We start from the raw sequence: 15,125 nt of genomic DNA on the forward strand, positions 1-15,125 counted from the left end.
CCTACAGGGATTTTTGTAGGAGCCGGCCTTGCCGGTGAAGGGGCCCTCAGGGTCCCGCAGATCAGGCAGCGATCAGGGCTTTCACCTTGTTCATCGCATTCTTCTCCAGCTGCCGGATACGCTCGGCCGACACGCTGTACTTGGCCGCCAGGTCATGCAGGGTGGCCTTCTCTTCGGCCAGCCAGCGCTGGTACAGGATGTCGCGGCTACGGTCGTCCAGGCCTTGCAGCGCCTCGTGCAGGTTGTTCGAGGAGCTGTCGCTCCAGTCCGCATCCTCCAGCTGACGCGCCGGGTCGTAACGGTGATCTTCGAGGTAGTTGGCCGGCGACTGGAACGCGCTGTCGTCGTCCGCCTCGCTGGCCGGGTCGAAGGCCATGTCCTGACCGGTCAGGCGGCTTTCCATCTCGCGCACTTCACGCGGCTCCACCCCGAGGCTTTCGGCCACACGATGCACTTCATCGTTGTTCAGCCAGGCCAGACGCTTCTTCTGGCTGCGCAGGTTGAAGAACAGCTTGCGCTGCGCCTTGGTGGTCGCGACCTTGACGATGCGCCAGTTGCGCAGGATGAATTCGTGAATTTCGGCCTTGATCCAGTGCACGGCAAAGGACACCAGGCGCACACCCATCTCGGGGTTGAAACGCTTGACCGCTTTCATCAGGCCAACGTTGCCTTCCTGAATCAGGTCGGCCTGGGCCAGCCCGTAGCCCGAATAGCTACGCGCGATATGTACGACAAAACGCAGGTGGGCGAGCACCATCTGCCGAGCCGCCCCCAAATCCTGCTCATAGTAGAGACTCTCGGCCAGTTCACGCTCCTGCTCGGGCGTCAGCAATGGAATGCTGTTGACCGTGTGCACATAGGCCTCCAGGTTCGCACCCGGGACCAAGGCATAGGCAGGTTGCAACGAAGTGGTCATACGAAAAAACCTCCGACTCACTGAATTGTGCCATCAGGCACTGCCACCATTGACCGGGAACCGCGAAACAAGTTCCCGAAATACACGATAGTCAATGACAGCTGGAAGACACTATCGCGGTGCAAGCTCACGCAGATGCCGAGCGACCGCAATCCAAGCACCGATATACCCTAACAGCACCGCCCCAAGCAAGAGCGACAGACCATCGGCAGGCGGCACCCCCGCCAGTGAGAAATCGCTGCCGTACAGACCCGACAGCCCGACGACCGCGTCATCCAGCCAGTTGAGGCCGAACGCCAGTACCCCCCAGGACAGTACGCCTGCCCCCAGGCCATACAGCGCGCCCATGTACAGGAACGGCCGGCGCACGTAGGCATCGGTACCGCCCACCAGCTTGATGACCTCGATTTCGGTACGGCGGTTCTCGATATGCAGGCGAATGGTGTTGCCGATGACCAGCAGCAGCGCCGACACCAGCAGCACGGTCAGGCCGAAGACAAAGCGATCACCCAGCTTGAGGATCGCCGCCAGCCGCTCCACCCACACCAGGTCGAGCTGGGCCAGTTCCACCTTGGGCAGTTCGGCCAGGCGTTGGCGCAGGGCCTCCAGCGCTGGCTTGTCGACTTCGGCCGGGGTCACCACGACCACGCCAGGCAAGGGGTTCTCCGGCAGCTCGCGCAAGGCCTCGCCCAGCCCGGACTGCTGCTGGAACTCGTCGAGGGCCTGTTCACGGCTGACATACTCGGCATCGGCCACCCCCGGCATGCCCTTGATCTGGGTACGCAGGGCTTCGCCTTCGCTCACGCTGGCGTCAAGTTTGAGGTACAGCGAAATCTGCGCTGCACGCTGCCACGAGCCGCCCAGGCGCTCGACATTGCTCAGCAGCAGCGACAACCCCATCGGCAGGCTCAGGGCCACGGCCATCACCAGGCAGGTGAAGAAGCTTCCGATCGGCTGCTTGCCCAGGCGACGCAGGCTGTCGAGCAGGCTGGAACGATGGCTTTCCAGCCAGGCGTGCAGCAGCGTGCTGAAATCCGGGCCGTCATCGTCATCATCACGGCGCTTTTTCTGTTTCTGAGGGCTTGGCTCGGCTGCCGCAGGGGCCACCCGCTCGGACACCTTGGGACTACGTGTTGCACTCATTGCCCGGCCTCCCCATCGCCGATCAAGCGGCCGCGCTGCAGGGTCAGCATGCGATGGCGCATGCGCGCGATCAGCGCCAGGTCGTGGCTGGCGATCAGCACGCTGGTGCCCAGGCGGTTGATATCTTCGAAAACACCCATGATCTCGGCCGCCAGGCGCGGGTCGAGGTTGCCGGTGGGTTCATCCGCCAGCAACAGGGCCGGACGGTGCACGATGGCACGCGCAATGCCCACCCGTTGCTGCTGGCCGGTGGACAGGTCGCCGGGGAACAGCTGGGCCTTGTCCGACAGGGCCACACGCTCCAGCGCCGCGTCCACACGCTTGGCCACCTCGACCTTGGACAGGCCCAGGATCTGCAGCGGCAGGGCGACGTTGTTGAACACGGTACGGTCGAACAGCAACTGGTGGTTCTGGAACACCACGCCGATCTGGCGACGCAGGAACGGGATCTGCGCGTTGCTGATCTGACCCAGGTCCTGGCCGGCCAGCAGCAACTTGCCGCTGGTCGGACGCTCCATGGCCAGCAGCAGGCGCAGCAAGGTGCTCTTGCCCGCGCCGGAATGGCCGGTGACGAACAGGAACTCGCCCCGACGCACCCGAAAACTCAATTCATGCAGGCCAACGTGACCGTTAGGGTAACGCTTGGCGACCTGTTCGAATCGGATCATGAAGGCTCCCGCTCGGCAAACAAGGCTTGTACGAAGGGCTCGGCTTCGAAGGTGCGCAGGTCATCGATGCCTTCGCCCACACCAATGTAGCGGATCGGCAGGCCGAACTGCTTGGCCAGGGCGAAGATCACCCCGCCCTTGGCGGTGCCGTCGAGCTTGGTCAGCGCCAGGCCGGTGAGCTCCACGCTCTGGTTGAAGTGCTTGGCCTGGTTGATGGCGTTCTGCCCGGTGCCGGCGTCCAGCACCAGCAGCACCTCGTGCGGCGCGTCGGCGTCCAGCTTGCCGATCACGCGGCGAACCTTCTTCAGCTCTTCCATCAGGTTGTCTTTGGTGTGCAAGCGACCGGCGGTGTCGGCGATCAGCACGTCGATGTTGCGCGCCTTGGCCGCCTGCACCGCGTCGAAGATCACCGAAGCGGAGTCGGCGCCGGTGTGCTGGGCGATCACCGGGATCTGGTTGCGCTCGCCCCATACCTGCAGCTGCTCCACCGCGGCAGCACGGAAGGTGTCGCCGGCGGCCAGCATGACCTTCTTGCCTTCGAGCTGGAGCTTTTTCGCCAGCTTGCCGATGGTGGTGGTCTTGCCGGCGCCGTTGACGCCGACCACCAGGATCACGAACGGCTTGTTCGCGGCATGCACCTTCAGCGGCTGTTCGACCGGCTTGAGCAGGTCGGTCAGCTCGCCCTGCAGCGACTTGTACAGGGCATCGGCATCGGCCAACTGCTTGCGTGCGACCTTCTGGGTGAGGCTCTGCACGATCACCGAGGTGGCCTCGACGCCGACGTCGGCGGTCAGCAGGCGGGTCTCGATCTCTTCGAGCAGGTCGTCGTCGATGACCTTCTTGCCCAGGAACAGGCTGGCCATGCCCTCGCCAATGCTGGCGCTGGTCTTGGACAGGCCCTGCTTGAGGCGGGCGAAGAAGCCGGCCTTGGTGGTGGTTTCAGGCACCGACGGGGCGGCCTCGGGAACAGGCAGGGCGACCTCGGTGGCCGCAACAGGTGCGGGCGGCACCACTGCAGGCGGCTCGACCACCGGCTCGGGTGCGTTGTACTGCGGTACAGGCTCGACCACCGGCTCGGGCGCGCTGTACTGCGGTACAGCCTCGATCACCGGCTCGGGCGCGGCGTACTGCGGCGCAGGCGCTACCACAGGCTCGGGCGCAGCGTACTGCGGGGCAGGCTCGGGGGCTGGGCGCTCGGGAATCGGCGGGGGGACGTGGGGCTCTAGGTCGGCCACCAGCGCCACCGGCTCTTCGGGCACCGGCAGCACCAGGCTGCTGGGGTGATCCTCGACGGCGACGGGCGCGCTCGCGACCGGGGCGGGCTCGACGGCTACCGGCTCAGGCAAAGTCGGGGCGATAGGCTCCAGCGCCTCTGGCACTGGGGTTTCGGGCTGTTCGACAACAGGTTGCTGGGGCTTTTTGCGCAGCCAGCCGAACAGGCCTTTCTTTTCACCGGCCGCAGCCGGGGTCTTTTTGTCGTCGTTGGAACCAAACATGGAAGACGGCTATCTCAGGGTAGCGATGCGCCAGTGTGGCGCCTCAAAATTCTTCTAACGCAGAACAGACTATGGTCAAGCCGACTGGTTCATGCGCAACATTTTGTCGGGACGCCTGCAACGCTTGATCTCGACAGGCATGGTCGTCAGGCAACCGGATCAGTATCCTAGCACCTCCTAGCCCGCCGACGCTAAGGCCATGCGGGCAGCCCTACAGGTTGAATCATCAATGAATGCTCTAGCCCGCCGCGCCGCCGGCCTGCTGCTCAGCACAATTGTCATGCCCCTGGTGGCGGTTGCCGCCGACGTCCAGCCCACCCATGAATTCACCCTCGACAACGGCCTCAAGGTCATCGTGCGTGAAGACCATCGCGCCCCGGTGGTGGTATCGCAGGTCTGGTACAAGGTCGGCTCCAGCTACGAGACCCCGGGTCAGACCGGCTTGTCCCATGCCCTGGAACACATGATGTTCAAGGGCAGCAACAAGCTGGGGCCTGGCGAAGCCTCACGCATCCTGCGTGACCTGGGCGCCGAAGAGAACGCCTTCACCAGCGACGACTACACCGCCTACTACCAGGTGCTGGCCCGCGACCGCCTGGGCGTGGCCCTGGAACTGGAAGCCGATCGCATGGGCAGCCTGCGCCTGCCGCCCGAAGAGTTCAGCCGCGAAATCGAGGTCATCAAGGAAGAGCGCCGCCTGCGCGTCGACGATCAGCCCAACTCCAAGGCCATGGAGCTGTTCAGCGCCATGGCCCACCCGGCCAGCGGCTACCACACCCCGACCATCGGCTGGATGGCCGACCTCGAACGCATGAAGGTCGAAGAGCTGCGCCACTGGTACGAAGCCTGGTACGTGCCCAACAACGCCACCCTGGTGGTGGTCGGCGACGTCACCGCCGACGAGGTCAAGGGCCTGGCCCAGCGTTACTTCGGTGCCATCCCCAAGCGCGCCACACCCCCTGCCAAACTGCCGCTGGAACTGGCCGAGCCGGGCCTGCGCCAGCTCACCGTGCATGTACGCACCCAACTGCCGAGCCTGATCTACGGCTTCAACGTGCCGGGCCTGGCCACCGCCAAGGACCCGCGCAGCGTGCACGCCCTGCGCCTGATCGCGGCCCTGCTCGACGGCGGCTACAGCGCGCGCATGGCCACCCGCCTGGAACGCGGTCAGGAACTGGTGGCCGGCGCGTCGGCCAGCTACAACCCGTTCACCCGTGGCGACAGCCTGTTCGTGCTCTCCGCGGTGCCTAACACGCAGAAGAAAAAGACCCTGGCCGAGGTCGAAAGCGGCGTCTGGAAGCTGCTCGACGAGCTGAAAACCACCCCGCCAACCGCTGAAGAGCTGGAGCGCGTGCGCGCCCAGGTGATTGCCGGGCTGGTCTACGACCGCGACTCGATCAGCAGCCAGGCCACCACCATCGGCCAACTGGAGACCGTCGGGCTGTCGTGGAAGCTCATCGACAAGGAGCTCGACGAGCTCAAGAGCGTGACCCCAGCCGACATCCAGAGTGCCGCCCGCACCTATTTCACCCGCGAACGCCTGAGCGTTGCGCATGTATTGCCCGAGGAGCAGGCGCATGACTGAGCACACCACCCCACGCCACACCCCGAAGGGCCGCGGCGTATTCGGCGCGTTGCTGCTGAGCGCCGTGTGCCTGGCCGGCCCCGCCCATGCCGACACCACGGCCACCAAGCCCGGCGCCAACCTGCAATCGCTGGCCGAGCTGGACGGCAAGGCACCGAGCCGGCGCAACCTCGACATCAAGACCTGGAACACCGCCGAAGGCGCCAAGGTGCTGTTCGTCGAAGCCCACGAACTGCCGATGTTCGACCTGCGCCTGACCTTCGCCGCCGGCAGCAGCCAGGACGGTAACCTGCCGGGCCTGGCCACCCTGACCAACGCCATGCTCAACGAAGGCGTGGCGGGCAAGGACGTCGGCGCCATCGCCGCCGGCTTCGAAGGCCTGGGCGCGGATTTCGGCAACGGTGCCTACCGCGACATGGCGGTGGCCTCGCTGCGCAGCCTGAGCGCCAAGGACAAGCGCGAGCCGGCCCTGAAGCTGTTCGCCGAAGTGGTGGGCAAGCCGACCTTCCCTGAAGACGCGCTCAAGCGCATCAAGAACCAGATGCTCGCCGGCTTCGAGTACCAGAAGCAGAACCCCGGCAAGCTGGCCAGCATCGAGCTGTTCGAGAAGCTCTACGGCAAGCATCCCTACGGGCACCCCAGCGATGGCGACGCCAGGAGCATCCCGCCGATCACCCTGGACCAGCTGCGCGCTTTCCATGCCAAGGCCTATGCCGCCGGCAACGTGGTGATCGCACTGGTCGGCGACCTCAGCCGCACGGAAGCCGAGGCGATTGCCGCGCAGGTCTCCGCCGCGCTGCCCAAGGGCCCGGCGCTGCCCAAGCTGGCACAACCGAGCGAACCCAAGCCGGGCGTCAACCACATCGACTTCCCGTCCAAGCAGACCCACCTGATGCTGGCCCAGCTGGGCATCGACCGCGCTGACCCGGACTACGCGGCCCTGTCGCTGGGCAACTCGATCCTCGGCGGCGGCGCCTTCGGCACCCGCCTGATGAGCGAAGTGCGCGAAAAGCGCGGCCTGACCTACGGCGTGTACTCGGTGTTCAGCCCGATGCAGGTGCGTGGCCCGTTCATGATCAACCTGCAGACCCGTGCCGAACTCAGCGAAGGCACGCTCAAGCTGGTACAGGACATCCTGCGCAACTACCTCAAGACCGGCCCCACCCAGCAGGAGCTGGACGATGCCAAGCGCGAACTGGCCGGCAGCTTCCCGCTGTCCACCGCCAGCAATGCGAGCATCGTCGGCCAACTGGGAGCCATCGGCTTCTATGACCTGCCGCTGAATTTCCTCGAGGACTTCATGCAGAAGTCCCAGAGCCTCACCGTCGAGCAGGTGCGTGCTGCCCTCAACAAGCACCTGGCCGCCGACAAGATGGTCATCGTGACCGCCGGGCCGAAGGTGGCGCAACAGCCGCTGCCACCGCCCACTGACAAACCCGCCGAGCAGCCGCTTGGCGTACCGGAGCATTAATGGCCAGTCCATCCGCCAAATCCAAGGCCGCCGCCCACGGCGGCCAGGGCCAGTTGCGCATCATCGCCGGCGAGTGGCGCAGCCGCCGCCTGAGCTTTCCTGACGCACCGGGCCTGCGCCCTACCCCCGACCGGGTGCGCGAAACCCTGTTCAACTGGCTGACCGCGCACATCGAGGGCGCCCGCGTGCTGGACGCCTTTGCCGGCAGCGGCGCGCTGTTTCTCGAAGCGCTGTCGCGCGGCGCGGCCTCGGCCGTGGCGCTGGACAGCAACCGCGCCGCCATCGAGAACCTCAAGGACAACCTGGAGCTGCTGCGCTGCCCCACCGGGCAGGTGATCCAGACCGACGTGGTGCGCTACCTGCAAGGCGAACCCAAGGCCCCGTTCGACGTGGTGTTCCTCGACCCGCCCTTCCACCAGGACCTGCTGCCGGCCACCTGTGCACTGCTCGAAGAGCGCCACTGGCTGGCCGAGCACGCGTGGATCTACACCGAAAGCGAAACCGCGCCGTCGACCCTGCAACTGCCGGGCAACTGGCGTCTGCACCGGGAAAAGAAGGCCGGTCAGGTGCACTATGCCTTGTGGGAGCGCGGCTGAACGTCGCCCCGCCTCCAGCAAACTGCGGCCGCCGCCTGAGGTGCTTTGCCTGATCGTGCTCCGGCGCTCCCCAGGCACGGCACCGATCACCAACCGGCTTGTGCGTGCCGCCTGCACCACCGCCGGGCTGCTGACCCTCAGCAGCCCGGCACTCGCCCAGCACACCCTTCCACGACCTCAGCCTCGCCAACCGACAGCCCTTGCCCGAAGTGACGCCTGCTGAATATGCTTTGGCGGCAGCAGACCTGCGCTTGCGCACATACACTGATCACAGGGTCTGCCGCCCGCTCAAGAGACCTCGACGATGTCCAGCGCCACCCCACCCCCGTTCAAGCCAGCCACCGGCCTGCGCAACCCCCATGTGCAGACGCTCTGGGGCCCGCTCTGGCGCAAGTCGCCACCGCTGGCGCATCGGCGCGAGCGCCTGTGGCTGGCCGACGGCGATTTCCTCGACCTGGACTGGCACGGCCCGCTTGCCACCACCACGCCACTGGTGGTGGTACTGCACGGCCTGACCGGCTCGTCGACCTCCCATTACGTCATCGGCCTGCAGCGCGCCCTGGCGGCGCAGGGCTGGGCCAGCGTGGCGGTCAACTGGCGCGGATGCTCGGGCGAGCCGAACCTGTTGCCGCGCAGCTACCACTCCGGCGCCAGCGAAGACCTGGCCGAAGTCATCGCCCACCTGCGCACCCAGCGCCCGCAGGCACCGCTGTACGCGGTGGGTTATTCGCTGGGTGGCAACGTGCTGCTCAAGCACCTGGGGGAAGCGGGTACGGCCAGCCAGTTGCAGGCGGCCGTGGCGGTGTCGGTGCCGTTTCGCCTGGACCAGTGCGCCGACCGCATCGGCCTGGGGTTTTCACGGGTGTACCAGGCGCACTTCATGCGCGCCATGCTGGGCTACGTGAAGGACAAGCAGCGCCACTTCCAGCACCACGGTCATCATGAGGGCCTGGCAACCCTGGATCGCCTCGGCCCGCTGGAAAACCTGCGCACCTTCTGGGATTTCGACGGCCGCGTGACCGCGCCGCTGAACGGCTTCAGCGACGCCCACGACTACTACCAGCGCTCGTCGAGCCGCTACTATCTGGGTGAAAACCGTACGCCCACGCTGATCATCCATGCCCAGGACGATCCGTTCGTGTTCAGCCACAGCCTGCCAGGGGCCGCCGAACTGGCCAGCCAGACCACCCTGGAGCTGCACCGTCATGGCGGTCACGTGGGCTTTGTCGACGGCAGCCTGCGCCAGCCCGGCTACTACCTGGAGCGGCGCATTCCACAGTGGCTGGCCAGCGGGGCCTGATCAGTCGCCCTTGGCCACCGGACGCTGCGGGTCGGTGATCCACTCGCTCCACGAACCGGCGTACAGCCGTGCCAGCGGATAACCGGCCAAGGCCAAGGCGAACAGGTTATGGCAGGCCGTCACCCCCGAGCCGCAATAGGCCACCAGCGCCTGCGGCTGGCGCGTACCGAGCAAGGCGGCAAAGCGCTGCTTGAGCTGCTGGGGCGACAGAAAACGACCATCAGGCCCCAGGTTGTCGGTGAAGGCCGCGCAATGCGCACCCGGGATATGCCCGGCCACCGGGTCGATGGGCTCCACCTCGCCGCGAAAACGCGGCAGCGCACGGGCGTCGAGCAGGGTCAGGTCGGGCGTGCCCAGGCCATTGGCCAACTCGGCGGCGTCCAGCACCAGGCTCGCATCGGGCTGCCCGCTGAAGTTGCCTTCACGCTTGTCACAGGCATCCAGGCTCAGCGGCAACCCGGCCGCGTGCCAGGCCTTGAGCCCGCCATCGAGGATCGCCACCCCGTCGCGCTTGCCCAGCCATGCCAGCAACCACCAGGCCCGCGCGGCAAAGGCCCCGGGGCCATCGTCGTAGAGCACCACGTCGCTGTCGTTGTCGATGCCCCAGCTGCGCAGCCGTTGGATCAGTTGCTGCGGGTCGGGCAAGGGGTGGCGACCGGTCACGCCCTTGACCACCGGCCCGCTCAGGTCACGCTCCAGGTCGGCGAAGTGCGCGCCGGCGATATGCCCTTCGGCATAGCTGCGCTGGCCATAGTCGATGTCTTCCAGGGCAAAGCGACAATCGAGAATCACCAGCTTCGGAGCGCCCAGGCGCTCTGCCAGTTGCTGGGGTGCGATCAGTTGCGCGAGTGGCATGTCGGTCTCCATATCGATTCAAAGGGGGTGGGCGGCCTACTGTTCCAGTGCCTGGTCCAGCGGCACGTAGAATTCCTTGCACAGCGCATCCACTGCAGGGCGCGCGCTGGCGGTGACGAAACCGAGCTCCAGCACCAGCACCTGGTACACGCCGCGCTTGATCGCCTCTTCGCTCAGGTGCGCGGAGTGCTCGCGGGTGGTGCACAGAAAGCGCACCCAGGAGGTCAGCACGATCCAGGCATTGAGGGTCAGCGATTCGATCTGCACGGTGTCCATGGCCACGATGTCGGCCTCGACGAAACCTCGGTAGATGGCCTGGCCCTGCAGCAGGCAGCGCTGCGAAAAACGTCGGTAGCGCGCAGCCAGGGTCGGGTCGTGGCCGAGCAGGTGTTCGAGGTCGCGGTGCAGGAAGCGGTAGTTCCACATCGCCGACAGCAGCGCCTCGAGGTAGAAGCGCTTGTCCTCGACGGTGGCGGCGCGCCCCTGGGGCGGGCGCAGAAAGCCTTCCACCAGCGCCTCGTACTGGGTGAACAGCACGGCGATGATCGCCTGCTTGTTGGCGAAGTGGTAATAGAGGTTGCCAGGCGAGATTTCCATGTGCGCAGCAATGTGGTTGGTGCTGACACTGCGTTCACCCTGCTGGTTGAACAGCTCGAGGCTGTTCTGCACGATGAGCTCGCGGGTCTTGATGCGCGGTGCCATGGTCAGCTCCAAAGGCATGAGCTTGAAGGAATAGGCTTATCTTACGGCGTATCCGCCACGGGATGTACCACCTGCACAACCGGCGTATATGCTCCAGGCACACTTGCCCTGCCACGGAGCCCGCATGCCCCTCCAGACCCTGTTCGAACAGCAGCGCCGGGCCTTTGCCGGGCTGCCCATGGCGCCGGCGGCGCAGCGCCTGCAGTGGCTTGCCAGCCTGCGCCGGCTGCTGCTGGCGAACCAGTCGGCCCTGGTCGCGGCGATCGACCGCGACTTTGCCGGGCGCAGCGCCGACGAGACCCTGCTGGCCGAACTGATGCCCAGCGTGCAGGGCATTCGCCACGCCGAGCGCCACCTCAAGGGCTGGATGAAGCCGGTGCGGCGCACGGTGGGCCTGGCGTTCCAGCCGGCCAGCGCGCGGGTGCTGTACCAGCCGCTGGGCGTGGTGGGCATCATCGTGCCATGGAACTACCCGCTGTTTCTGGCCATCGGCCCGCTCACCGCGGCGCTGGCAGCGGGCAACCGGGTGATGCTCAAGCTCAGCGAAGCCACCCCGGCCACCGCGGCGCTGCTTCAGCGCCTGCTGGGCGAAGTGTTTCCCGACGACCTGGTCAGCGTGGTGCTGGGCGATGCTGGCGTGGGCGAGGCCTTCTCGCGCCTGCCGTTCGATCACCTGCTGTTCACCGGCGCCACCAGCATCGGCCGCCAGGTGATGGCGGCGGCAGCCACCAACCTGACCCCGGTGACCCTGGAGCTGGGCGGCAAGTCGCCAGCCATCGTGTCGGCCAGTGTACCGCTGGCCCAGGCGGCCGAGCGCATCGCCTTCGGCAAGACCCTCAACGCCGGGCAGACCTGCGTTGCCCCGGACTACGCGCTGGTCCCGCGCGAGCGCCTGGAGGGCTTCGTGCAGGCCTATCGCGAGGCAGTGCTGCGGTTTTATCCACAGGTGCGAAACAACCCGGACTACAGCGCGATCATCAATGTGCGCCACCTGGCGCGCCTGGAAGGCTATTTGCGCGATGCCCGCGACAAGGGCGCCAGCGTGCTCGACCTGTACCCCGGCGAAGCCCGCGAAGGTCGGCGCCTGCCGCCGCAGGTGCTGCTGCAGGTCGATGACAGCATGCAGGTGATGCAGGACGAGATCTTCGGCCCGCTGCTGCCGGTGGTGCCCTATGACAGCCTGGCCGAGGCGCTGGCCTATGTGAACCAGCGCCCGCGCCCGCTGGCGCTGTACTACTTCGGCCACGACCGTGCCGAGCAGCGGCGGGTGCTGGAGCAGACCCATTCCGGCGGCGTGTGCCTGAACGACACCCTGCTGCACGTGGCCCAGGACGACCTGCCGTTTGGCGGGGTCGGGCCGTCGGGGATGGGCAACTACCATGGGCACGAGGGCTTCAAGACCTTCAGTCATGCCCGGGCGGTGTTCGCCAAGTCGCGGGTGAATGCGGCGCGGCTGATCTATCCGCCGTATGGGAAGGCGCTGCAGCGGTGGGTCTATCGTCTGTTCATTCGCTGACGTTGCAGCGACTCCATCGCGGGTCAGGCCCGCTCCCACAAAGAGATGCATAGCCTGGGGGAGCGGGCCTGACCCGCGATGGGGTCGATACTTTCAAGGCACCAGACACTCGGCCTGCAGCGGGTGACAAGCATTATCACGCCTGTCTATAGTGCCTTGAGCCGGCGATGGCGACTTGGCCGACCGCAGCTGCTGCGATACCATCCGACTCCCAAACGCACTCCTGCCAGGACGACGCGATGAACCGAGTGTTGTACCCAGGTACATTCGACCCTATTACCAAAGGCCATGGCGATCTGGTCGAGCGGGCCTCCCGGCTGTTCGACGAGGTGATCATCGCGGTCGCCGCCAGCCCCAAGAAGAACCCGCTGTTCCCCCTGGAACAACGGGTAGAGCTGGCGCGTGAGGTCACCAAGCACCTGCCCAACGTGCAGGTCATCGGCTTCTCCACGCTGCTGGCGCATTTCGCCAAGGAGCAGCAGGCCAATGTATTCCTGCGCGGCCTGCGCGCGGTTTCGGACTTCGAGTACGAGTTCCAGCTGGCGAACATGAACCGGCAACTGGCGCCCGACGTCGAAAGCCTGTTCCTGACGCCGTCCGAGCGCTATTCGTTCATATCCTCGACGCTGGTGCGCGAAATCGCGGCGCTGGGCGGCGATATCACCAAGTTCGTGCACCCGGTAGTGGCTGACGCACTCACCGAGCGCTTCAAGAAGTAACCGCGCCCGCATCGAAAACCGCGCCCGCGTGCACTGCGGGCGTTAATGCGGCACAATTGTGCCCATTGGTTTTCATATGCCCGGGCCTGACGCCCCGGCCGGAGTCCCCATGTCCCTGATCATCACCGACGATTGCATCAATTGCGACGTCTGCGAACCCGAGTGCCCGAACGCCGCCATCTCCCAGGGCGAAGAGATCTACGTGATCGACCCCAACCTGTGCACCCAGTGCGTTGGCCATTACGACGAACCGCAGTGCCAGCAGGTCTGCCCGGTCGACTGCATCCCGCTGGATGAAGCGCACCCGGAAACCGAAGACGAGCTGATGGCCAAGTACCGCAGGATCACCGGCAAGGCCTGATACAGGCCGCTAGGTCTGGCAGCGCGGGCAGAACACGCTGGCGCGCTGGCCCAGGGTCACGTTGCGCAGCACCGTGCCGCACACCTTGCACGGTTCTTCCCCGCGCCCGTACACGAACAGTTCCTGCTGGAAGTAGCCCGGCTGGCCGTCGCCGCCGATGAAGTCGCGCAGGGTGGTGCCGCCACGCTCGATGGCGGCGGCCAGGATGCGCTTGATCTCGATGGCCAGGCGTAGGTAGCGCGCCCGCGAAATGCCCCCGGCCGGGCGCCGCGGGTCGATGCCCGCCGCGAACAGCGCCTCGGTCGCATAGATGTTGCCCACCCCCACCACCACCGCGTTGTCCATGATGAACGGCTTGACCGCCATCGAGCGCCCGCGCGACAGCTGGAACAGCCGCTCGCCATCGAACAGGTCGGTCAGCGGCTCCGGGCCCAGGCGCAGCAGCAGCTCGTGCTGCAACGGGTCGGGGGCCCAGAGCATCGCGCCAAACCGGCGCGGGTCGGTGTAGCGCAGCGCCAGCCCCGACTCCAGCTCGATGTCCACATGCTCGTGCTTGGCCGCCGGCAGGCCGATCTCCACCAGCCGCAGGTTGCCCGACATGCCCAGGTGGCTGATCAGCGTGCCCACCTCGGCGTTGAGCAGCAGGTACTTGGCACGCCGTTCCACCGACACGAAGCGCTGCCCCGACAGGCGTACGTCGAGGTCTTCGGGTATCGGCCAGCGCAGGCGCCGCTCACGCACCACCACACGGCTGACACGCTGCCCTTCAAGGTACGGCGCAATGCCGCGGCGGGTGGTCTCGACTTCAGGTAGCTCGGGCATGGGTCAGTGCGCACCCATTTCGCGGATGGTCTGCTTGAGGTTCTCGAAGTCGTACTCCGACAGGCCCACGTAGTCGAGCACCAGGTGCCCGACGGTGTTCCATTCGTGGTCCACGCTCTGGTTGCCCAGCACCCGGTACGAGCTGCAGATGTGCTCGGCCATCTTCAGAATGGCCAGCAGGTTCTTGAGCTGGGTGTTGCGCGCCGAGTCGTCGCTGAACACCGCCAGGGCATTGTGGTGGTTGGCGATGGCGGCACTCACGTGCTCGGGCAGGCGCCACGACTTGGCCGTGTAGTAGCCGACCACGGCGTGGTTGGTGTTGAACGTGCGGTTCTCGGTGTCGACCACGCGCTTGTCGGGGCCGGCCTCGGCGTAGGCCTGCTCCAGGGTATGCATGTAGTCGGGGAAGCGCTTGTGCATCAGCGGCACGCCGCAATCGTGGAACAGCCCCAGGGCATAGGCTTCGTCCACCGCCTGCGAGCCGATGCGCTTGGCCAGGGTCAGACAGGTCATGGCCACGTCCTGGGCGGTATCCCAGAAGCGGTTGAGGGTGACGATGGTGTCGTCGCTCATCTCGCCCTTGATCGACTGCGCGTTGATCAGGTTGATGATCGAGCGGCTGCCCAGCAGGTTCACCGCGCGCTGGATCGAGGCGATCTTGTTGGTCAGCCCGTAATACGGCGAATTGACCAGCTTGAGCAGTGCGCCGGAAAGGCCCGGGTCCTGGGAGATCAGCTTGGCGATGGTCTCCAGGTCCGGGTCGGGCATGTACTGCTCGAACTGCAGGTCGACCATGATCTGCGGCTGGGGCGGTACGCTGATGCCCTGCAGGGCTTGCTGGATCTGTTCGGCGGTAAGTTCCTGGGACATAGATACACACTCGGGGCTGAAGGGCGATTCTAACCCTGCAGGCGGGCCGGGAAACACCCGCTGATGGATTCAGAAGGAACTTTGCCTGCCCCAGGGCTGCCTGCT

General features: G+C 66.1%; 14 protein-coding genes and 1 pseudogene. 7 read left to right on the forward strand and 8 right to left on the reverse strand.

Annotated elements, in window-relative coordinates; genetic code table 11:
• Positions 1–61 precede the first annotated feature (61 nt).
• The 4 genes from rpoH to ftsY all read right to left on the reverse strand — a co-directional run bounded on the left by rpoH (position 62) and on the right by ftsY (position 4,223).
• Positions 62–916, reverse strand: a complete 855-nt coding sequence (gene rpoH, locus NJH59_RS00985) for an RNA polymerase sigma factor RpoH (protein ID WP_043860124.1) — start codon at positions 914–916, stop codon at positions 62–64.
• Positions 917–1,027: 111 nt separating this feature from the next.
• Positions 1,028–2,059, reverse strand: coding sequence for a permease-like cell division protein FtsX (ftsX, locus tag NJH59_RS00990; protein WP_043860123.1), 1,032 nt, complete (start codon positions 2,057–2,059; stop codon positions 1,028–1,030).
• Complete coding sequence (gene ftsE / locus NJH59_RS00995; protein ID WP_043860122.1) at positions 2,056–2,727, reverse strand: cell division ATP-binding protein FtsE; 672 nt, start codon at positions 2,725–2,727, stop codon at positions 2,056–2,058. The genes ftsX and ftsE overlap by 4 nt, the downstream gene beginning before the upstream one ends.
• Positions 2,724–4,223 carry a signal recognition particle-docking protein FtsY gene (gene ftsY / locus NJH59_RS01000; RefSeq protein ID WP_123753417.1) on the reverse strand — a complete coding sequence of 500 codons (1,500 nt, stop codon included), beginning with the start codon at positions 4,221–4,223 and terminating at the stop codon, positions 2,724–2,726. Before ftsY ends, ftsE begins: the two co-directional genes overlap by 4 nt.
• Positions 4,224–4,452: 229 nt before the next feature.
• On the opposite strand from ftsY, the gene NJH59_RS01005 reads away from it, so the two are divergent.
• The 4 genes and pseudogenes from NJH59_RS01005 (at position 4,453) to NJH59_RS01020 (ending at position 9,175) form a co-directional block, all read left to right on the forward strand.
• The gene (locus tag NJH59_RS01005; RefSeq protein ID WP_043859990.1) at positions 4,453–5,808 is read left to right on the forward strand and encodes a pitrilysin family protein; all 1,356 of its coding nucleotides are present in this window, start codon (positions 4,453–4,455) and stop codon (positions 5,806–5,808) included.
• A 121-nt stretch (positions 5,809–5,929) separates the two neighbouring features.
• A pseudogene (locus NJH59_RS01010) lies at positions 5,930–7,279 on the forward strand (M16 family metallopeptidase); the annotation flags it as partial.
• Positions 7,279–7,875: a 16S rRNA (guanine(966)-N(2))-methyltransferase RsmD gene (rsmD, locus tag NJH59_RS01015; protein ID WP_043859992.1), complete on the forward strand. Its 597-nt coding sequence runs from the start codon at positions 7,279–7,281 to the stop codon at positions 7,873–7,875. The pseudogene NJH59_RS01010 and the gene rsmD, both read left to right, overlap by 1 nt.
• Positions 7,876–8,179: 304 nt before the next feature.
• The gene (locus NJH59_RS01020) at positions 8,180–9,175 is read left to right on the forward strand and encodes a hydrolase (RefSeq protein ID WP_043859993.1); all 996 of its coding nucleotides are present in this window, start codon (positions 8,180–8,182) and stop codon (positions 9,173–9,175) included.
• On the opposite strand, the gene NJH59_RS01025 is transcribed toward NJH59_RS01020, so the two are convergent.
• Both NJH59_RS01025 and NJH59_RS01030 read right to left on the reverse strand, forming a co-directional pair.
• A complete protein-coding gene (locus NJH59_RS01025; RefSeq protein ID WP_253086240.1) occupies positions 9,176–10,030 on the reverse strand; it encodes a sulfurtransferase in 855 nt (284 codons plus the stop codon).
• Positions 10,031–10,066: 36 nt separating this feature from the next.
• Positions 10,067–10,732, reverse strand: a complete 666-nt coding sequence (locus NJH59_RS01030) for a TetR/AcrR family transcriptional regulator (RefSeq protein ID WP_043859994.1) — start codon at positions 10,730–10,732, stop codon at positions 10,067–10,069.
• Positions 10,733–10,856: 124 nt separating this feature from the next.
• On the opposite strand from NJH59_RS01030, the gene NJH59_RS01035 reads away from it, so the two are divergent.
• The 3 genes from NJH59_RS01035 to NJH59_RS01045 all read left to right on the forward strand — a co-directional run bounded on the left by NJH59_RS01035 (position 10,857) and on the right by NJH59_RS01045 (position 13,328).
• Entirely contained in the window at positions 10,857–12,248 is a 1,392-nt protein-coding gene (locus NJH59_RS01035) for a coniferyl aldehyde dehydrogenase (protein ID WP_058541781.1), read from the forward strand.
• Positions 12,249–12,487: 239 nt separating this feature from the next.
• Positions 12,488–12,967 carry a pantetheine-phosphate adenylyltransferase gene (coaD, locus tag NJH59_RS01040; RefSeq protein ID WP_043859996.1) on the forward strand — a complete coding sequence of 160 codons (480 nt, stop codon included), beginning with the start codon at positions 12,488–12,490 and terminating at the stop codon, positions 12,965–12,967.
• A gap of 109 nt (positions 12,968–13,076) precedes the next feature.
• Positions 13,077–13,328: a YfhL family 4Fe-4S dicluster ferredoxin gene (locus NJH59_RS01045; protein ID WP_011531711.1), complete on the forward strand. Its 252-nt coding sequence runs from the start codon at positions 13,077–13,079 to the stop codon at positions 13,326–13,328.
• A gap of 9 nt (positions 13,329–13,337) precedes the next feature.
• Here NJH59_RS01045 and mutM read toward each other — a convergent pair whose 3' ends face one another.
• Together mutM and NJH59_RS01055 are read right to left on the reverse strand one after the other, a co-directional pair.
• Complete coding sequence (gene mutM, locus NJH59_RS01050; protein ID WP_058541780.1) at positions 13,338–14,150, reverse strand: bifunctional DNA-formamidopyrimidine glycosylase/DNA-(apurinic or apyrimidinic site) lyase; 813 nt, start codon at positions 14,148–14,150, stop codon at positions 13,338–13,340.
• A gap of 3 nt (positions 14,151–14,153) precedes the next feature.
• Positions 14,154–15,020 (reverse strand): HDOD domain-containing protein, encoded by an 867-nt coding sequence (locus tag NJH59_RS01055; protein WP_043859998.1) that lies wholly within the window; start codon positions 15,018–15,020, stop codon positions 14,154–14,156.
• Positions 15,021–15,125: the final 105 nt, after the last annotated feature.

This window comes from Pseudomonas sp. VE 267-6A (assembly GCF_024126555.1).
Lineage (GTDB): Bacteria > Pseudomonadota > Gammaproteobacteria > Pseudomonadales > Pseudomonadaceae > Aquipseudomonas > Aquipseudomonas palmensis.